Below are 19,381 nucleotides of genomic sequence, written 5' to 3' on the forward strand. Positions count from 1 at the left end.
CGCGCTGATCCTCGGATAACGAACTACATGCATGCATAAAACTGCTCCCCAGGAGTCGGAACTGAATTTCTCAGTCCAACTTCCGGGGAGCAGTTCAGATCGCTCCGGGGGCCGTCGGCGTTATGGCGTGCTCCGCCGTCGTACTAGCGGGCCGGGTACTCGCGCTCCTGCGCGCCCGTGTACAGCTGCCGCGGGCGGCCGATCTTGGTCTGCGGGTCCTTGATCATTTCCCGCCACTGGGCGATCCAGCCGGGCAGGCGCCCGATGGCGAACAGCACCGTGAACATCTTCTCCGGGAAGCCCATGGCCTTGTAGATCAGGCCGGTGTAGAAGTCCACGTTCGGGTACAGCTTGCGCTCGATGAAGTAGTCGTCCGCCAGCGCCTTCTCTTCCAGGCGCATGGCGATATCCAGCAGCTCGTCGTTGCCGCCGAGCTTGCCCAGGATCTCGTGCGCGGTGGCCTTGACCAGGCGGGCGCGCGGATCGTAGTTCTTGTAGACGCGGTGCCCGAAGCCCATCAGGCGCACGCCTTCTTCCTTGTTCTTGACCTTCTCCATGAACTGCTCCGGCTCCTGGCCGCTGGCCTGGATCTGGCGGAGCATGTTCAGCACCGCCTCGTTGGCGCCGCCGTGGAGCGGGCCGAACAGCGCGTTGATGCCGGCCGAGACGGACGCGAACATGTTGGCGTTGGAGCTGCCCACCAGGCGCACGGTGGACGTGGAGCAGTTCTGCTCGTGGTCAGCGTGCAGGATGAGCAGCAGGTCCAGGGCCTTGACCACCGTCGGGTCCAGTTCGTAGGGCTCGGCGGGCAGGCCGAAGCTCAGGCGCAGGAAGTTCTCCACCAGGTTCATGGAGTTGTCCGGGTAGAGCAGTGCCTGGCCGATCGACTTCTTGTGCGCGTAGGCGGCGATCACCGGCAGCTTCGCCATCAGGCGGATGGTGGAGAGCTCCACCTGCTTGTCATCGAACGGGTCCAGCGAGTCCTGGTAGAAGGTGGACAGCGCGCTGACCGCCGAGGAGAGCACCGGCATCGGGTGCGCGTCGCGCGGGAACCCGCCGAAGAAGCCCTTGAGTTCTTCGTGCAGCAGGGTGTGGCGGCGGATCTTGTGGTCGAACTCCTCCAGTTCGGTGGGGGTGGGCAGTTCGCCGTAGATCAGCAGGTAGGACACTTCGAGGAAACTCGAGTGCTCGGCCAACTGCTCGATCGGATAGCCGCGGTAGCGGAGCACACCGGCGTCGCCGTCGATGTAGGTGATGGCCGAGGTGGTCGCCGCCGTGTTCATGAACCCCGGGTCGAAGGTGACCGCGCCGGTCTGCTTCAGCAGTTTGGATACGTCGTAACCGTCGTTGCCTTCGGCGGCCTTGAGCCGTGGGAGTTCGAGTTCGCCGCCATCGAAGTGCAGCTTGGCACCGGTCTGCTCAGTCATTGAGTCCCCTTCAGGAGGTTTAGAAGCTTACGGCACGCCGGGCGCTTGTGGCACTGAGCATGCACATACTCGGGTAAAACGCTACCCGTAGAGTCACGGATATATCTAATCCGCGACATATATTTTTGTTCATATCCACAGTCAGGGCGCTGCCGGGCCGGGTCAGGAAAGCCGCTCGACGGCGGCGTCGATCCGTTCGTCGCTGCCGGTCAGCGCCACCCGGATGTGGCCGTTGCCGGCCTCGCCATAGAACACGCCGGGTCCGGTGACGATGCCCAGCTCGGCCAGACGGCCCACGGTGGTCCATGTATCTTCCCCCGCGCTCCCCCACAGGTACAGCCCGGCCTCGGAATGGCGGATCTGCACGCCGAAATTCTCCAGCGCCGGCAACAGCCGCTCGCGCCGGCTCCGGTACAGGTCCTTCTGCTCCTGGACGTGGGCGTCATCGCGCAGGGCGGCGAGCATCGCGGCCTGGACCGGGAACGGCACGATCATGCCGGCATGCTTGCGGCTGTTGATGATGTTCGGCATCAGCGCCGGGTCGCCGGCCAGGAACGCGGCACGGTACCCGGCAAGGTTTGACTGCTTGCTGAGCGAGTATGCGCACAGCAGGCCCTCGTGCGAGCCCTGCGCGACGTACGGGTCCAGCACGCTCGGCACGGCCTGCCCGCCGCGGGCGGTGTCCCAGGCGCCCCAGCCCAGCTCCGCGTAGCATTCGTCGGAAGCGACCACGGCGCCCAGGCCGCGGGCGTCCTCCACCAGGGTGCGCAGCTCTGCCCGGTCCCGGACAATGCCCGTCGGGTTGCCCGGCGAGTTGACCCACACCAGTTTCACCCGGCTCCTGGTCTGCGCATCCAGGTCCGCCAGGTTGTCCGCCGCCACCGGGGTTGCGCCGGCGAGGATGGCGCCGATGTCGTAGGTCGGATACGCCACGACGGGGCGCACCACCACGTCGCCCGCCCCGAGTCCCAGCAAGGTGGGCAGCCAGGCGACCAGCTCCTTGGAACCGACGGTGGGCATGACCGCTTCCGGATCCAGGCCGGGAACGTTGCGACGGCGGCCGAACCAATCCGTGATCGCTTCCCGAAGTTCGGCGGTGCCGTGGGTCGTGGGGTAGCCCGGGGCATCGGCGGCCGCGGCCAGGGCCTCCCGGACGACGGCCGGAGTGGAGTCAACCGGCGTGCCGATGGACAGGTTCACCGCGCCGCCGGGGTGCCCGGCCGCTTTTTGCGCGTAGGGCGCCATGGCGTCCCACGGGTATTCCGGCAGCTGCAGGCCGAAAGGACTCATCGAGTTCAGTCTTGGTTCTGCGGCGGCAGCGCGGCGATCAGCGGGTGGTCCTTGTGGGTGTTGCCCAGCTTGGCGGCACCGCCCGGGGAACCCAGATCGTCGAAGAACTCCACGTTGGCCTTGTAGTAGTCCGCCCACTCCTCGGGGGTGTCATCCTCGTAGTAGATGGCTTCGACCGGGCAGACCGGTTCGCAGGCGCCGCAATCGACACACTCATCCGGGTGGATGTACAGGGACCGTTCGCCTTCGTAGATACAGTCCACCGGGCATTCTTCGATACATGCCTTGTCTTTTACATCCACGCACGGCTGTGCGATTACGTACGTCACGTCCGTCAGCACCTTTCTGAACAGTTCCCACTAGCGTATCCGTTGGGACCATTATCTCCCCAGCCGGGCGCGGCCCGCCTAAGATGGTCACGTGATACCCGCTACCCCCGCCGCGTTCCTGGCCGCAGCAGCACCGGGAACGCGCGTGGTGGTTCGGTACCGGATCGAGGGCGGCTTCACCGACGTGCTCGGCGAACTGCGGGCCGTCGACGCCGACAGCTGCACGGTAGGCACCAGGCGCGGAGACGTCGTCGTCCCGTTGCCGGCCGTGGCCGCGGCCAAGCAGGTGCCGCCCGCCCCGCCGCGACGCCGCCCGCGGGCCGGCGGTCAGCCCTCGTAGCTGTCCGGCAGTTTCCGCAGGGCCCACAGGGGCGAGAACAGCACCGGCGCCGCGGCAAGCGCGGACCCGGCCGCACCGATCCACAGGGTAGGCACCAACCCGATGGTTCCGCCGAGCAGGCCCGCCAGCAGCCCGGAGAGCGGCAACACACCGTACACCGCGAAGCGGATCGACGCGTTCATCCTCCCGAGCAGCCGCGGCGGGCAGACCCGCTGGCGCATCGTCACCTGCATCACGTTGTAGACCAGGGAGCAGAAGGAGACGCCGGCCTCGCCGACGATCAGCAGGAACAGTGCCGAGGCGGAGTCCGGCATCAGCACCGACAACGGCATCGCCGCCAGGAAGACCGCCGAGGCAACGCTGGCCAGCGGAATCAGGGCCCCCTCGCCGGTCAGCTTCGCCAGCCGGGGCGCCGCCACCGCTCCCAGCAGCCCGCCGGCCGCGGCGACCGAGTAGACCAGCCCCAGCGCGGCCGGGCCCAGACCCAGTTCGCGCAGCACCAGGATGGGAAACAGCGTGAAGGCCAGTCCGGCGAAGAAATTTGTCAGGCCCGTGCACGCGGCTATCCGGCTGATCAGCGGGTGCCGGACCACGAAGCCGAGCCCTTCCCGGATTTCCACCGCGAGCGGCCTCCGGCCGTGCCGCGGAGCAGGCATTTCCCGGTCCGAGGTGCGGACCAGGAACAGGGCCGAGAACAGGTAGCCGAGCGTATCCGCCAGGAACAGCAGCGGAGCCGCCATCACCTGCAGCAGGCCGCCGCCCGCGGCGGGTCCGCCCATCCTCGCCAGCTGCGCGGTGCTCTCCAGCTTGGAGTTCGCCGACGACACCTGGTCGCCGCGCACCAGGACCGGGATGTAGCTCTGGTAGGCCACGTCGAAGAACACCGTTGCGCAGCCGATCACGGCCGCCACCGCGTACAGGTGCCACATCTGCAGCACGCCCGCCCACCACAGCAGCGGCACGGACAGCATCGCGGCCGCACGGACCAGGTCGGCCGTGATCATGACCCGCCGTTTGAGCCAGCGGTCCACCCAGGCCCCCGCCGGCAACCCGATCAGCAGAAAGGCGGCGGTGGCGCTGGCATTGAGGACACCCACCTGGAATTCGCTGGCCCCGAGCACGGCCACGGCGAGCACCGGGACGGCCAGCTGGCCGATCTGGGCCCCGACCTGGCTGAGCGCCTGGGCCGACCAGAAGGTGCGGAAGTTCCGGTCCCGCCATAACGACGGCGATGCCCCGCCCGGGTGGGCGGCGCCGGCCGCCGGGGCGGTTCCGGAGGCCCCGGGCGCGGGTAGCTGGGTCACAGGTCACAGTCTCGGGTAGCGATTGGGGAAAGTCAATCATTAGGTGCCCGGTGTCGTATGCTGGAGACATGCCTACGGATCAGGACCTGCAAGCCGCCGGGCGGGCGCTCAGCTCCCCGGTAAGGCTGCGCATTCTCCGGCTCTGCCTCCACCGGTCCCGGACCAATAAAGAGATCGCGGAGCTGCTCGGCCTGAATCCGGCCACCTCGCTGCACCACGTGCGCACACTGCTCAACACCGGCTTCCTGGAGGCCGAGGAACCGCGGAAGGGCAACCGGGGGGCCAAGGAAGTCCCCTACCGCGCCACCCGGATGTCCTGGGGCGCGAAGATGCCGGACGCGGCACCGGTGCTGGTGGAGACCTTCCTGCAGGAAATCGACGGCCTGGCCCCGGACGAGATCGAAACCACGCGGATGGGCATTAAGCTCAACGACGCGCACCGCGAGGAGATGCTGGCGAAGATCCGTGCAATCTTCGAGGAATACGCGATGTTGCCCGCCGACGAGGACGGGACCGCTACCTCAATCTTCATGGCGCACCATCTGGACCAGACGGCGAATTGACGCCCGGCGCGCGGGCGAGGCCCGTCAGGCGCCGGCCCGCCGCGGCTTGAGCGCCCAGGCGCAGGCCAGCAGCGCCGCGATGGTGGCGAAAACCAGCCCGATCATCCAGATCCGGCCCGCCACGGCGATCGGCAGTTCCACCGCCGCCGTGGTTCCCGTGACGATCAGCGGCTCGCCGCCGGGAGCCATCGCCATCAGCCCGACGAGGACGTAGGAGAGGACGCCCGTGAGGCCGGCCATCAGGACGTTGTGCGTCTTGAGTCCGGCCCAGACCATCACCGCCAGGGCGAACAGCAGGGCTGCCGCGGCGCCCCACGGATACCCGGACTCCCCGGCATAGAGAATCTGCGAGTGCAGGGCCGTGCCCGCGACCGCCGTCGCCACCGCGCCGAAGACGGCCGTGCCCCACCCGTGGAAGGCGGGACGCCGCCGTCGTGCCGCGCGCCGTTCGGGGCCCTGCCCGGAAACAGCGGAAGGCAACCCGCCGCGGTCTCCGGCGGGTTGCCTCTGCTCTGTCATAGGGTCCAGTTTATGCCCGGGCGCGCGCACGGGCGGCCTTGAGCCGCTCGTTGGCGTCCAGGACCACCTTGCGGATGCGGATCGCCTCCGGGGTGACCTCAACGCACTCGTCCTCGCGGGCGAATTCGAGGGACTCCTCCAGGGTCAGGTTCCGCGGCGGGGTGAGGTTCTCGAAGCTGTCGGAGGAAGCGGCACGCATGTTGGTGAGCTTCTTCTCCTTGGTGATGTTCACGTCCATGTCGTCAGCGCGCGAGTTCTCGCCCACGATCATGCCTTCGTAGACCTCCGAGGTGGGTTGGACGAAGAAGGAGCCGCGTTCCTGCAGGTTGATCATCGCGAAGGGCGTGACCACGCCGGCCCGGTCGGCCACCATCGAACCGTTGGTGCGGTACTCGATCGGTCCGGCCCACGGCTCGTAGCCCTCGGAGATGGACGCGGCGATGCCGGCGCCCCGCGTTTCGGTCATGAACCGGGTGCGGAAACCGATCAGTCCGCGGGCCGGAACAATGAACTCCATCCGGACCCAGCCGGTGCCGTGGTTGGCCATGTTGACCATCCGGCCCTTGCGGGCGGCCAGCAGCTGCGTGACGGCGCCGAGGTACTCCTCGGGCACGTCGATGGTCATGTGCTCCATCGGCTCGTGCACCTTGCCGTCGATGGTCTTGGTGACCACCTGGGGCTTGCCCACGGTCAGCTCGAAGCCCTCGCGGCGCATCTGCTCCACCAGGATGGCCAGTGCCAGCTCGCCGCGGCCCTGGACCTCCCAGGCATCCGGGCGTTCGGTCGGCAGCACCTTCAGCGAGACGTTGCCCACCAGTTCCTTGTCCAGCCGGTCCTTGACCTGGCGGGCGGTGACCTTGGCGCCCTTGACCTTGCCGGCCAGCGGCGAGGTGTTGATGCCGATGGTCATCGAGATGGCCGGGTCGTCCACCTTGATCAGCGGCAGCGGCTGCGGGTTCTCGGCGTCGGTCAGGGTCTCGCCGATGGTGATGTCCTCGATGCCGGCGACGGCGACAATCTCGCCCGGGCCGGCGGATTCGGCCGGCACGCGCGTCAGTCCCTTGGTGGCCAGCAGTTCGGAGATCCGGACGTTCTTCAGCTGGCCGTCCTGGCGGGCCCAGGCCACGGTCTGCCCCTTCTGCAGGGTGCCGTTGTAGATGCGCAGCAGCGCCAGGCGGCCCAGGAACGGGGAGGCGTCAAGGTTGGTCACGTGGGCCTGCAGCACGCCCTCGGGGTCATAGGACGGGGCCGGCACGTGCTCCATGATGGTGGCGAACAGCGGCTCCAGGTCCTCGTCTTCCGGCAGGGTACCGTCGGCGGGCTGGGTCAGCGAGGCCCGGCCGGCCTTGCCGGAGGCGTAGACAACGGGAACGTTGAGGACGGCGTCCAGGTCCAGATCGGGGACTTCGTCGGCAAGGTCCGAGGCCAGGCCCAGCAGCAGGTCCATCGCCTCGGCAACGACGGCGTCGATGCGGGCGTCCGGGCGGTCGGTCTTGTTGACCACCAGGATGACGGGGAGCTTGGCGGCCAGCGCCTTGCGCAGCACAAAACGGGTCTGCGGCAGCGGGCCCTCGGAAGCGTCAACCAGCAGAACCACGCCGTCCACCATGGACAGGCCGCGCTCCACCTCGCCGCCGAAGTCGGCGTGGCCGGGAGTGTCGATCACGCTGATGGTGATGGTCTCGCCCTGGGCGGCCGGACCGGAGTAGAACACGGTGGTGTTCTTGGCCAGGATGGTGATGCCCTTTTCACGTTCCAGTTCCCCGGAGTCCATGACGCGCTCTTCGGTTTCGCCGTGGCTGGAGAAGGCACCGGTGTGCTTCAGCATGGCATCCACGAGGGTGGTCTTCCCGTGGTCGACGTGGGCTACGATCGCGACGTTGCGAAGGTCGCTGCGGACGGCGCTCTGCGTCGATGCGGTGGTTTCAGACATGCGGGATTACTCTTCCGTGGATTACATGGAACCTGGGCCTAATATCGGACAGCCAGCGCCGTGCCCGGATGCGGGTAGGCACTCCATTGTAATCCGCAACGCCACTCATGGCCTAACGGGGCCCGGACCGCGGGCCGGCGACGGGGCCGGAATCCCGTGTCAGGCCACCTCCGGCGGCAACTCCAGGCTCGCGCCGGGAATGGCGGCCAGCAGCTCCTGCGTGTACCGCTGCTGCGGAGAATCGAAGACGCCGTCCGTGGTGCCGGCCTCCACCACCCTGCCCTTTTCCATCACGGTGACGTGGTCGGCGATCTGCCTGACCACGGCCAGGTCGTGCGTGATGAACAGGTAGCTCAGCCCCAGGTCCTGCTGCAGGCCCGCCAGCAAGTCCAGGATCTGGGCCTGGACCAGCACGTCCAGCGCGGAGACGGCCTCGTCGCAGATCACGACCTCGGGATCCAGGGCCAGCGCACGGGCGATGGCGACCCGTTGGCGCTGGCCCCCGGAGAGCTCGTTCGGGAACCGGCGCATGGCGGAGGCCGGAAGCGCCACCTGGTCCAGCAGCTGCCGGACCTTGGCTTCGCGGCTCTTGCGGTCGCCGATGTTGTGCACGCGCAGCGGCTCCTCGATGGTGCGGAAGATGTTGTACATGGGGTCCAGCGATCCGTAGGGATCCTGGAAGATCGGCTGGACCCGCCGACGGAAGGCCAGCAGGGCCTTGGCGTTGAGCCCGGTCATGTCCACGCCGTCGAAGACAATGCGGCCGCTGGTCGGCGACTCGAGGTTCAGGACCATCTTTGCCACCGTGGACTTGCCGGATCCCGACTCCCCCACCACCGCCATCGTGGTTCCGCGCTTGATATTGAAGGACACGTTGTCCACGGCGGTGAAGTCGGTGGACTTCCCAAACCCGCTGCGCAGTTTGAAGACCTTGGTCAGGTCCTTGACCTCGATGACATTGTCCGTGGCTTGGGCCTCCTGGCCGACCGGGGCCAGCAGTTCCGTGGTTTCGATGCCGGCGGCCTTCGCCGACTGGATCCGCCGCGAGGCCAGGGACGGCGCGGACTCGACCAGCCGCCGGGTGTAGGGGTGGCGCGGGTTCTGCAGTATCTGCAGGGCAGGACCCGACTCCACCACCCGGCCCTTGTACATCACCACCACCTTGCGGGCACGTTCGGCGGCCAGGCCCAGGTCATGCGTGATCAGCAGGACGGCGGTGCCGAGGTCCCGGGTCATCGATTCCAAGTGGTCCAGGATCTGGCGCTGCACCGTCACGTCGAGGGCCGAGGTGGGTTCGTCGGCAATCAGCAGCCGCGGCCGGCACGACAGGCCGATGGCGATCAGGGCGCGCTGGCGCATGCCGCCGGAAAACTCGTGCGGGAACTGCCGGGAACGGCTGGCGGCATCGGGCAACCCCGCCTCGGCCAGCACTTTGGCCACCGCGGCGTTATCGGACCGGAGCCCGTTGGCGCGCAGCGTTTCCCTGACCTGGAAGCCGATCTTCCACACCGGGTTGAGGTTGGACATGGGGTCCTGGGGCACCATGCCGATCGAATTGCCGCGCAGTTCCACGATCCGCTGGCTGCTGGCGCCGGCCAGGTCTTCCCCGGCGAAGACGATCTGCCCGCCGGAGACCCGGCCGTTCTCCGGGAGCAGGCCGATGGCCGCCAGCGCGGTGGTCGACTTGCCCGAGCCTGATTCGCCCACTATCGCCGCGGTCTCCCCCGGCATGACGGTCAGGTGGGCGTCTTTGACCGCTTCCACGTCGCCGGTGGACGTTCGAAACGTAATCGCCAGGTCTTTGATCTGCAGCAGGGGCGCGGCGCCCTCGACTTCGCGGATGTGCGTCATCGCTTCCTCGCCTTCGGGTCAAGTGCGTCGCGGAGGGCGTCGCCGAGCATGATGAAGCTCAGCACGGTGACCGACAGCGCCAGTGCCGGCCAGAGCAGGCTGGCCGGGTTGGAGCGCAGCGACACCTGGGCCGTGGAGATGTCATTGCCCCAGGACATCACGTCGGGCGGCAGCCCAATGCCCAAAAAGGACAGGGTGGCCTCGGCGACGATGAAGATGCCCAGGTTCACGGTCACCACCACGATGACGGGCGCCAGCGAGTTGGGAATGACGTGCTTGACCAGGGCGGCGAGCCTGGAGACGCCCAGCGACCGGGCCGCCGTGACGAAGTCGGCGTTCCGCACGGAAATGACAGCGCCCCGGGTGATGCGGGCCACCTGCGGCCAGCCGAAGACCACCAGCGTGATGACCACCGTCCAGACGTTGCGGTTGGCCCGGAACAACGGCAACTGCATGATGATGATGGCGCCCAGGATCAGCGGCAGCGCGAAGAAGACGTCGCCGATCCGGGCGATCACCGAGTCCAGCCAGCCGCCGTAGAACCCGGCGATGGCGCCGAGCGTCCCGCCGATCAGCAGGGCGCCGAGCGTGGCGAAGATACCCACCGTCAGCGACGCCTGGGTCCCGTAGATGATGCGCGAATAGACGTCGCAGCCCTGCTTGGTGAACCCCAGCGGGTGCCCGGGCGCCGGTCCGCCGTCGGAATTGGCCAGCAGGCAGTTTTGCGCCGGCGGCGTCTGGGTGAAGATCCACGGGAAGAGCGCCACGACGATGACCAGCACCAGCAGCAGCGCCGAGATGATGAAGAGCGGTTGTCTCCGCAGGTTCCGCCAGGCTTCGGCCCACAGGCTCAGCGGCTGGACATCCTCGTCGACCTTGTCGGTCGCCAGCAGCGGCGTTTCGTCCAGGGGCGCCACGAAATGCTCGATGGCCTGGTTGTCGCGTTCCAGCGGTTCTCTAGGCATAACGGATCCTCGGGTCGAGCCAGGCATAGAGCACGTCCACCAGCAGGTTGGCCAGAATGTACACGAGCACGAGCACGCTGACGATGGACACGATGGTGGGGCCCTCGCCCCGCAGCACCGACTGGTACAGGCGCTGGCCGACGCCGGGGACGTTGAAGATGCCCTCGGTCACGATGGCCCCGCCCATCAGGGCTCCGAGATCGGCGCCCAGGAACGTCACGACCGGGATCATCGAGTTCCGCAGGATATGCACGACGACGACCCGCGGCCGGGACAATCCCTTGGCCATCGCGGTGCGCACGTAGTCGGCGTTCATGTTCTCGATGATGGAGGTTCGGGTCAGGCGCAGCACGTAGGCCAGCGACACCAGGCCCAGCACGACGGCGGGGAGTATCAGGTCGGACCAGCCAGCCTGGGCGCCGACCGTGGGTCTGGCCCAGCCGAGCTTGACGCCGACGAGGAACTGCAGGACGAAACCGAGGACGAAAATCGGGATGGCGATGACGATCAGCGAGGCGACCAGCACGGTGCCGTCGAACATCCGGCCCTTCCGCAGCCCGGCGATCAATCCGAAGAGGATGCCGAAGACGGCTTCGAAGATCAGCGCGAGGATGGCGAGCCTGACCGTGACCGGGAAGATCTGGGCGAGCACCTCGGCGACGGGCCTGCCGGAGAAGTCGTTGCCGAGATTGAAGGTGACGAGGTTTTTCAGGTAGAGGACGTACTGGATGAGGAACGGCTGGTCCAGGTTGTACTGCGCCCGGAGCTGGGCGGCCACCGCGGGGTTGACGGCCCGGTCGCCGAACAGGGCCTGGATGGGATCACCCGGCAGCGAAAAAACGAGGAAATAGACCAGGAACGTGGCGCCGAAGAACACCGGGATCATCTGCAGGAAGCGGCGGAAGATGTACCAGAGCACTAGCTTCCTCCTTGCGCCCGGCGTGCCGCCAAGTGATGGATCATCAATCCTGCCTCTCGGTGGGATCGGGAGCTGGGGCGCGTTGCGGGGGCCCGGCCGTGGCCAGGCCCCGCAACGCCCGGGGTCACTTGCCGGTGATCCGGTGGTAGATCGGCACCCCGTTCCAGGCGGTGTCCACGTTGTCGACGACGGAACTCCAGCCGACCTGCCGGACCTGGTACCACAGCGGGATGGCGGGCAGGTCCCGCATCAGGATCTCCTGCGCCTCGTTGAAGATCTGGTTGCCCTCTTCCGGCGTGGCCGCCCCCAGCCCGTCACGCAGCTTCTGGTCGAATTCCTTGTTGGAGTAGTCGCCGTCGTTGGAACCCGCTCCGGTGCCGTACAGCGGGCCGAGGAAGTTGTACAGCGACGGGTAGTCGGCCTGCCAGCCGGCACGCGCGGCGCCGGTCATTTCCTTCGCCGTCACCTTGGTCCTCAGCTCGGGGAAGGTGGCGTACGACTCGAACTGGGCGTCGATGCCGAGCACGTTCTTCAGGCCGTTAACGACTGCTTCGATCCATTCCTTGTGGCCGCCGTCGGCGTTGGAAGCGATGGTGAATGTCTTGTCGCCCCACGGCTCGATCTTGTCGGCTTCCGCCCACAGCCGCTTGGCCTCCTCCTCGTTGTACTGCAGCACTTCGTTGCCCGGGATGCTGTCGCTGTAGCCGGTGAGCACGGGGGCGGTGAACTCGGTGGCCGGCTGCCGGCCGCCCTGGAAGATCACCTGGGTGATCTCGTCACGGTTGATCGCCATGGAGATGGCCTGGCGCCGCAGCTGCCCGGCCTCGCCGGTCCATTCGTCCAGGTACTGGGGAATGACGATGGTCTGGTTGCCGGCATACGGCTTTTCCAGCCAGCGGCCCTCGCCGAGGTCGGTCTTGAAGTTTGCCAGCGCGCTCGGCGGGATGGTGTCGAGCACGTCCAGGTTGTCCGAGAGCAGGTCCTGGTAGGCCGCCTCAAAGGACGAATAGAACTTAAAGGTGATCCCGCCGTTCTGCGGGGTCCGGGTGCCCTGGTAGTCCGGGTTCGGCACCAGCTCAATCTGCACGTCGTGCTGCCACGCGCCGTCGCCGCCCAGCATGTAGGGACCGTTCCCGACCGGGTTCTCCCCGAAGGCCTCCATGTCCTCGAAGGCCACGGGCGGCAGCGGCACGAAGGCCGTGTAGCCCAGGCGCAACGGCCAGTCGGATTCGGGCTGGCTCAAGGCCACGGTGAAGGTCGTGTCATCGACGACCTTGAGCCCGGACATCTCCTTCGTGGTCGCGCCCTCGGAGCTGACCTCGTCGTATCCTTCGATGCTTTCGAAGAAATAGGCACTCAGCTGGGCGTTCTCGACGGCGGCACCGTAGTTCCAGGCGTCCACGAAGGAGCTGGAGGTGACAGGGTCGCCGTTGGTGAACGTCTGGTCCGGCTTCAGGGTGATCGTGTAATTTTGCGAGTCCTCGGTCTCGATGGATTCCGCCACCCCGTTGACCGGTTTGCCCTCGGGATCGTAGCTGATCAGCCCCTCGAAGATGAGGTCAACCACGCGGCCGCCGCCGACCTCGTTGGTGTTGGTGGGGACCAGCGGGTTCTGCGGCTCGGTGCTGTTGGCCGTGATCACCGCCTCGGCATTGCCGCCGCCGGCCTCCGTGCCGCCGCCGCCGCCGCCACCGCCGCCCCCACAGGCCGTGACCGCGAGCGCTGCCGCGGCGGCCAGTCCAACCAGTCGGGATGTTCGAGCGAAACGCATGCCGCCTCCTCAGGTACCGTGCTCCATCCGGCGGCTTGTGACGCCGGACCTTTCCGCGCCGGCATGGATCTCAGCCGCGCGGGCTCAGGTGGCACCAGCATAGGCGCCAACTGTGACGCTGATAACAGGCCTTGCTTCCAATTGGGTTGCGATTTGGTGAAAAGAGGTGCTAACGCGGCCGCTGCCCAGGTTTCCGGGCCGGTGTGCCGGGACCGACACGGCCACGAACCCTACCGGGGCGACGGCAACGGACCGGTCTCGGTCCGCTCAGGACAGCTCGGCGAGCTTCGCTTTCCAGTAGGCACGCCAGTGGTCGAGCTGCTCGGTCGACTCGAGCCGTTCATGCTGCACTCCCACCGAGGACTTGCCCGAAGGCTTCTCATAAATATGCACGCTGACCCGGGAGCCGTCGGCCAAGCCGCAGCGCCAGTACCGCCACTTGGCGGTGTCGCTCAACTCGGGTCCGCGGGTGACCGCGATGCCCGAGAATTCCTCCGCCGCACCCACCACGGCCACCCACTTGTTCCGCGCCTCATCCATGCTTCCGGTGACGGTCTTGCTCACCGAGGTTTGGAACTCCCCGTCGCAGTCCTGGCCGGGCTGGCGCCGGCCGATCTGCTGTTCGTAGGCGACGGTGGCCGTCTGCGCCCACCAGCCGTTCGCGAGCCCCGACTCGTGCAAGGCAGCGGCGATCTCCTTGTGGCTGAGTTCCTTGGCGCCGATTCCGGCCAGGTACTCCTCCACCTCGGCCCAGCTGACGCCGATGCCCTTTTCGATCGCCTCGATATTCATGCTGCGTACCACTAAACCTCCTGGATTGCGCGATGGCCGGCGGCACCGTCGCGGCAGCGCACCGGCCAGGGGCGGCCAAGCCCCTGCCGCCATTTCATCATGGGCGGGGGCCCGGGCCCGTGGATGGCGGGCTTGCCGGTCTGTCAGTCGCCGGCGGCCAGCAGCTGGGCGCGCAGCTCGCGGCGCTCGCGCTGCTTTTCCGGATCGGGCAACGGCACTGCCGCCAGCAGCCGCTGGGTGTACAGTTCCTGCGGGTTGCGCAGGATCTCGTCCCGGGTGCCCTGCTCAACGATCCGGCCGTGGCGCATCACGCAAATGCGGTCCGCGAGCACGTCGATGACAGCCAGGTCGTGGGTGACGAACAGGCAGGCGAAGCCCAGTTCCTGTTGCAGGTTCTGGAACAGGTCCAGCACGGTGGCCTGGACCGACACGTCCAGCGCGGAGGTGGGTTCGTCCGCCACCATCAGCTTCGGCTCCAGCGACAGTGCCCGGGCGATGCCCACGCGCTGCTTCTGGCCACCGGAGAGTTCGTGCGGATAGCGGTTGCGGTACGCGCGCGGCAGCTCCACCTGGTCCAGCAGCGCCTCGATCTTCCGCTGCAGGGCGGCACCCTTGGCGACACCGGCGAGGTACATCGGTTCGCCGATGCTCTCTCCGATCGGCAGCCGGGGGTTCAGCGAGGACGACGGGTCCTGGAACACCATGCCCACGTGGCGGCGCAGCGCGTGCAGTTGCTTGGGCCGGGCGCCGGCGATCTCGTGGCCCACCACCCGCAGGGAGCCCTCCGCGACGGGCAGCAGTCCCACGGCGGCGCGGCCGATCGTGGTCTTGCCCGATCCGGATTCTCCGACCAGCCCGACCACCTGTCCCGGATAGATGGACAGGTTGGCCCCCTCCACGGCGCGGAAGGCGGGCACCCGGCCCTGTTTGGGATATTCGATGGCCACATTGGTCAGCTGGAGCACGGGGTCGCCCTTGGCCGATTCATGGCGTGAGTGCGCCAGGGCTTCGGCGTTTTCGCGTTCGCGCCGCTGCAGCTCGGTCTCGTCGATGCTCAGCGAGACCCCGGTGGCGGCGGCCAGCGCCGCCGTGAGGTCGACTTCCGTTCCGTCCTCGGGGCGCCCGCCCAGGTGCGGCACGGCGGCCAGCAAGGCCTGCGTGTATTCGTGCCGGGGGTTGTTGAAGATTTCCAACGCGGTGCCGGCCTCCACGATGCGGCCGCGGCGCATCACGGCGATCTTGTCGGCCAGGTCGGCGACCACGCCCATGTCGTGGGTGATCAGCACGATGGCGCTGTCCAGTTTGTTGCGCAGGTTGCGCATCAGGTCCAGGATTTCGGCCTGGACGGTAACGTCCAGGGCGGTGGTGGGCTCATCGGCGATCAGCAGTTTGGGGTCGCAGGAGAGCGACTGCGCGATCATGGCGCGCTGGCGCTGGCCGCCGGACAGCTGGTGCGGGTAGGACCGGAAGGTTTTTTCCGGGTCGGGCAGCTCGACGAGCTCCAGCAGCCGCAGTGCCCGCTTCTTCGCCTCGCTGGGCGAGATGGCATAGTGCAGCCGCAGCGTTTCCACGATCTGGAACCCGATGGTGTACACCGGGTTCATCGCCGTCATGGGTTCCTGGAAGATCACGGCGACGTCCTTGCCGCGCACCTGCCGGAGCTTGGCGCTGCTGAGGCCCAGGATCTCCCGGCCGTTGAGCTTGACGCTTCCGGTGGCACGGCTGTTGGCCGGGAGCAGGCCCAGCAACGCCATCGAGCTGGCGCTCTTGCCGGAACCGGATTCGCCCACGATCGCCAGGACCTCGCCGGCCTTGACATCGTAGGTGAGGCCAATCGCGGCCGGCACCCACTCCTTGTCCACGCCAAAATCCACGCTGAGGTTGGTGACCTCCAGGACGGGTGGTGTTCCGCCGGCCGTCTCCAGTTTTCCTGCCGGCAGCGTCGGATCGATGATTTCAGTCATAGCTGGTCTTTCCCTTCCAACCTGTCGCAGTTGGTTGTGGCTACTGGAGAACCGGTACCCGGTCCTGAAACTATGGGGGCATGACAACGTCTGCTGCCGCCGGCACCACGGTCTTCCGTCCGCGCTCCGCGACCTGGTTCACGGGAAGCGTCTGGGCGATCGTGGCGGTCAGCCTGGCGTCCTCGGTGCTGACGCACGGCCCGGGCAGCCTGCTCGACTCCTGGCCGCTGCTCGCTATTGCCTATCTGACCTGGTGGCTGGCCTGGTATCCCGCCGTCGTTATCGGCGACGACGGCGTGGTGTTGCGCAACCCCGTGCGGACCGTCTCCGTGCCCTGGGGAGCCCTGGCGACGGTGGACACCAAGTATGCGCTGACGTTGGTTACCCCGCGCCGCAAGTACACCTCGTGGGCGGCACCGGCTCCCGGCATGTTCGGCGTCCACCGCGCCCGCGCCGATCACGTCCAGGGGCTTCCGGAGACCACCTACGGGCCGGCGCAGTCGGTCCGCCCCGGCGATCTCGCGAACACCGATTCCGGGGCAGCCGCGTACTACGTCCGCAAGCGCTGGGCGGAGCTGCTGGCTGCTGGCAGCATCAGCATCGGAGATGCCGACAACGTCCCGGTGGGACGGACACCGAACTGGGCGGTCCTCGCCGTCGGGACGGCGCTCGCGGTACTCAGCGTCGTAACGCTGGCCCGCTGAGCCGGGCCTCACGGGGCCGGGCAGGCGACGGGTGCCCATCCTAGACACCCGTCGTCGCGGTGGTTCCGGTCTCGGGGTGCGCGGAAACCGCTGCCGCCTTCGCCCGCTTGGCATTGAACTTCTTCTGCCGCGGGTCGAACGCGTCGCGCAGTCCGTCGCCGATGAAGTTGATGCACAGGCAGATGGCCACGATGAACATGCCCGGCCACCAGAACAGCCACGGGCGGGTCTGGAACGCTTCCTGGTTCTGGCTGATCAGCAGGCCCAGCGAGACGTCCGGTGCCTTCACGCCCAGGCCCAGGTAGGACAGGCTGGTCTCCAGCAGGATCGCCGCCGACATGCTCAGGGTCACCGAGACGATGATGACGCCCACGGCATTAGGCAGGATGTGCTTGAAGATGATCCGGGCGCTGGAGGCGCCGGCGATCCGTGCGGCGTCGACGAATTCGCGCTCGCGCAGGGACAGGAATTCCGCCCGGACCAGTCGGGCCAGGCCGGTCCAGATCACGCAGCCGACGAACAGGCCCAGGAAATACGGCTGGATGCCGGGCCCGACGGCCCGCCCGGCGACCTGGCCGAGCACCGCCGCGATGATGATCAGCGGGATGACGATGACGACGTCGGTCAGCCGCATCAGCACCGCTTCGACCCAGCCGCGGAAGTAGCCGGCGAGTGCGCCGATGACCACCCCGATGGCGCCGCCGACCAGGCCGATGATGAACATTACCGCCACGGAGATCTGTATGCCGCGCATGGTCTGGGCGAAAGTATCGCGGCCCAGCCGGTCCTGTCCGAACGGATGTTCGCCCAGGCTGAAGGGGAACAGTTGCAGGGTGGGCGCTCCCGAGTTCACCATGTCGTTGACGCCGTTGTGCGTGTACTTCCACCAGCCGGGCAGGCCGAACATCCCGCTGGACGAATAGGCGATCAGCAGGATCAGGCCAAAGACCACCAGGCTGACGACGGCAGCCGTATTGCCGATGAAGCGCCTGCGGACGATCTGGCCCTGGCTGAGGCCGGCCTTGTTCTCGTTGGTGGCTGCGACGGGTTTCGTTGCTGTGGCGCTCATGCCTTTACCCTCACTCGCGGATCAAGCGCGGAGTAGACCAGGTCCGCGACAAGGTTGAAGACCAGTGCCAGGATGCCGGTGATGAGGAAGACACCCATCACCGGATTCGGGTCGACCCTTTGCAGCGCCTGGATAAACAGCTGCCCCATGCCGGCGAACGCGAACACCTGCTCGGTGATCACCGCGCCGCCGATCAGCCCGCCGATGTCGAAGGCGACGATCGTGGCGATCGGAATCAGCGCGTTGCGGAACGCGTGGCGCATGACCACGGTGCGCTCGCCCAGGCCCTTGGCCCGGGCGGTGCGTATGTAGTCCATGTTCATGATCTCCAACATTGACGACCGCGAGTAGCGGCTGTACGACGCCAGGGAAATCAGCAGCAGCGCGACGGTGGGCAGCAGCAGGTGGGTGAACGTGTCGAGGCCGTGGACCCAGTAGTCGCCCTTCAGGTTCGGCGTTTCCGAGCCGATGGTGGCGATGGGCCGCTGGTTGACACGCCCGTTGGTGAAGTAGGCGGGCCATGCCTGCATGAAGCGGTCGAGCGCGATGAGGCATCCGACCAGGAAGGAGGTTATCGCCGCGGCATTCATGCTCTGGCGGCGGTCATAGCCGCCCATCAACCAGCCGACCGCGAGCCCGACCAGGACGGCGGCAAGGGCCAGCAGGAAGATCATCAGCCCGGTGGCCTGGGCGAGGAGCGGCTGGATCGGGAAGTAGATGATCACGCCGATGCCGACGCTGATGAGCGCAGAGTAGAGCGCCTTGCGGTTCTTCAGGCCCGCGGCCAGCAGGGTGATGCCGAAGGCGATGCCGACGCCGCTGATGGCGATAACCACCAGGCCGAGCCCGGGAGTCTTGAACCACTGGGTGACCGACAGACCCCAGAACACTGCGGCAGCCAGCAGGAAACCGATTCCGGCGGCGCCCAATTTCCGTTTGTAGCTGCCGTTGGCGCAGACGAACCACACGGCCGCGCTGACCAACCCGATGATGAGGATGGATTGCAGCGGTATGTCGGGGTTTTTCAGGAAGTTATTGAATCCAATGGCACCGAATTCTTTCAGCAGGACGGCTACCCAGAAAACGGGAAGTGAAAAGAATAGGAACGCCATGAAGGTGATGCCGTAATCCAGGGCGCTGTACTGGCGCAGTGCCGAAACAATGCCCAGGGAAACTCCAATGATGATGGCGAGGACTGTTGCCGCCGTGACCAGCAGAATGGTCATGCCCATGGCCCGGCCCAGTTCGACGGTGACCGGCTGGCCGTTGACGGCATAGCCCAGGTCGCACTGCGCCACGAACGGGACGACGCACTTGGCGGCGCCTGCCAGCCAGCCGAAGTACCGGATGGGTGCCGGTGTGCCCAGGTCGAGCAGCGCGATGCGCTGCTGCATGAGCTGCTCCTTGTTCGCGGCATTGCTTTCCCGGAGGTCGTGCAGGGGATCACCCGACAGCGCCGTCAACTGATAGACCAGGAAAGAGGCACCTAGGAGAATGAGCACGGCGGTGAATAACCGCCGTACAATGTAGGTCACCATAGCGTTTTTAACCTCGTTGGTATGTGTCTGCGGATCTTGTGGATCCGGCATTTTCACAGTGAGTGTAATGCAGGTTACACACGAGCGGAATTTGGGAAATCCC

17 protein-coding genes are annotated in these 19,381 nt (G+C 67.0%); 3 read left to right on the top strand and 14 right to left on the bottom strand.

Features of this window, described 5'->3' with window-relative positions; all coding sequences use genetic code 11:
- Window positions 1–143: 143 nt before the first annotated feature.
- The 3 genes from AC5RTY_RS00005 to fdxA all read right to left on the bottom strand — a co-directional run bounded on the left by AC5RTY_RS00005 (window position 144) and on the right by fdxA (window position 3,046).
- Entirely contained in the window at window positions 144–1,427 is a 1,284-nt protein-coding gene (locus AC5RTY_RS00005) for a citrate synthase (protein WP_494000304.1), read from the bottom strand.
- A 162-nt stretch (window positions 1,428–1,589) separates the two neighbouring features.
- A complete protein-coding gene (dapC, locus tag AC5RTY_RS00010; protein WP_494012579.1) occupies window positions 1,590–2,717 on the bottom strand; it encodes a succinyldiaminopimelate transaminase in 1,128 nt (375 codons plus the stop codon).
- A 5-nt stretch (window positions 2,718–2,722) separates the two neighbouring features.
- A complete protein-coding gene (gene fdxA, locus AC5RTY_RS00015; RefSeq protein ID WP_127511272.1) occupies window positions 2,723–3,046 on the bottom strand; it encodes a ferredoxin in 324 nt (107 codons plus the stop codon).
- Window positions 3,047–3,137: 91 nt separating this feature from the next.
- Between fdxA and AC5RTY_RS00020 the strand changes: the two genes are divergently transcribed.
- The gene (locus AC5RTY_RS00020; protein WP_494012580.1) at window positions 3,138–3,386 is read left to right on the top strand and encodes a putative acetyltransferase; all 249 of its coding nucleotides are present in this window, start codon (window positions 3,138–3,140) and stop codon (window positions 3,384–3,386) included.
- Here the strand turns inward: AC5RTY_RS00020 and AC5RTY_RS00025 are convergent.
- A complete protein-coding gene (locus AC5RTY_RS00025) occupies window positions 3,374–4,690 on the bottom strand; it encodes an MFS transporter (RefSeq protein ID WP_494012581.1) in 1,317 nt (438 codons plus the stop codon). The two genes, AC5RTY_RS00020 and AC5RTY_RS00025, sit on opposite strands and share 13 nt — an antisense overlap.
- A 68-nt stretch (window positions 4,691–4,758) precedes the next feature.
- Between AC5RTY_RS00025 and AC5RTY_RS00030 the strand changes: the two genes are divergently transcribed.
- Window positions 4,759–5,253 (top strand): ArsR/SmtB family transcription factor, encoded by a 495-nt coding sequence (locus AC5RTY_RS00030; RefSeq protein ID WP_494012582.1) that lies wholly within the window; start codon window positions 4,759–4,761, stop codon window positions 5,251–5,253.
- 24 nt (window positions 5,254–5,277) lie between these two features.
- Here the strand turns inward: AC5RTY_RS00030 and AC5RTY_RS00035 are convergent, their stop codons facing one another.
- The 8 genes from AC5RTY_RS00035 to AC5RTY_RS00070 form a co-directional block, all read right to left on the bottom strand.
- Window positions 5,278–5,772, bottom strand: a complete 495-nt coding sequence (locus AC5RTY_RS00035) for a hypothetical protein (protein ID WP_494025514.1) — start codon at window positions 5,770–5,772, stop codon at window positions 5,278–5,280.
- A 10-nt stretch (window positions 5,773–5,782) separates the two neighbouring features.
- On the bottom strand, window positions 5,783–7,705 hold the full coding sequence (gene typA / locus AC5RTY_RS00040; RefSeq protein WP_494012584.1) for a translational GTPase TypA: 1,923 nt from the start codon (window positions 7,703–7,705) through the stop codon (window positions 5,783–5,785).
- A gap of 159 nt (window positions 7,706–7,864) precedes the next feature.
- The gene (locus tag AC5RTY_RS00045; RefSeq protein ID WP_494012585.1) at window positions 7,865–9,556 is read right to left on the bottom strand and encodes a dipeptide ABC transporter ATP-binding protein; all 1,692 of its coding nucleotides are present in this window, start codon (window positions 9,554–9,556) and stop codon (window positions 7,865–7,867) included.
- Window positions 9,553–10,521, bottom strand: a complete 969-nt coding sequence (locus AC5RTY_RS00050; RefSeq protein ID WP_494000312.1) for an ABC transporter permease — start codon at window positions 10,519–10,521, stop codon at window positions 9,553–9,555. The genes AC5RTY_RS00045 and AC5RTY_RS00050 overlap by 4 nt, the downstream gene beginning before the upstream one ends.
- On the bottom strand, window positions 10,514–11,440 hold the full coding sequence (locus tag AC5RTY_RS00055; protein WP_494000313.1) for an ABC transporter permease: 927 nt from the start codon (window positions 11,438–11,440) through the stop codon (window positions 10,514–10,516). Before AC5RTY_RS00055 ends, AC5RTY_RS00050 begins: the two co-directional genes overlap by 8 nt.
- A 124-nt stretch (window positions 11,441–11,564) precedes the next feature.
- Complete coding sequence (locus tag AC5RTY_RS00060) at window positions 11,565–13,211, bottom strand: peptide ABC transporter substrate-binding protein (RefSeq protein ID WP_494138762.1); 1,647 nt, start codon at window positions 13,209–13,211, stop codon at window positions 11,565–11,567.
- Between the two features lie 267 nt (window positions 13,212–13,478).
- A complete protein-coding gene (locus AC5RTY_RS00065) occupies window positions 13,479–14,015 on the bottom strand; it encodes a hypothetical protein (protein WP_494012587.1) in 537 nt (178 codons plus the stop codon).
- A 131-nt stretch (window positions 14,016–14,146) separates the two neighbouring features.
- Window positions 14,147–15,967, bottom strand: a complete 1,821-nt coding sequence (locus AC5RTY_RS00070; RefSeq protein ID WP_494138763.1) for an ABC transporter ATP-binding protein — start codon at window positions 15,965–15,967, stop codon at window positions 14,147–14,149.
- Between the two features lie 80 nt (window positions 15,968–16,047).
- Here AC5RTY_RS00070 and AC5RTY_RS00075 point away from each other — a divergent pair, with 80 nt between their 5' ends.
- On the top strand, window positions 16,048–16,671 hold the full coding sequence (locus AC5RTY_RS00075; protein ID WP_494012589.1) for a PH domain-containing protein: 624 nt from the start codon (window positions 16,048–16,050) through the stop codon (window positions 16,669–16,671).
- Window positions 16,672–16,711: 40 nt separating this feature from the next.
- Here the strand turns inward: AC5RTY_RS00075 and AC5RTY_RS00080 are convergent, their stop codons facing one another.
- Both AC5RTY_RS00080 and AC5RTY_RS00085 read right to left on the bottom strand, forming a co-directional pair.
- Window positions 16,712–17,740, bottom strand: a complete 1,029-nt coding sequence (locus AC5RTY_RS00080) for an ABC transporter permease (RefSeq protein ID WP_494000318.1) — start codon at window positions 17,738–17,740, stop codon at window positions 16,712–16,714.
- The gene (locus AC5RTY_RS00085; RefSeq protein WP_494012590.1) at window positions 17,737–19,278 is read right to left on the bottom strand and encodes an ABC transporter permease; all 1,542 of its coding nucleotides are present in this window, start codon (window positions 19,276–19,278) and stop codon (window positions 17,737–17,739) included. Before AC5RTY_RS00085 ends, AC5RTY_RS00080 begins: the two co-directional genes overlap by 4 nt.
- Between the last annotated feature and the right edge of the window lie 103 nt (window positions 19,279–19,381).

Source organism: Arthrobacter sp. Y3224055 (assembly GCF_059090825.1).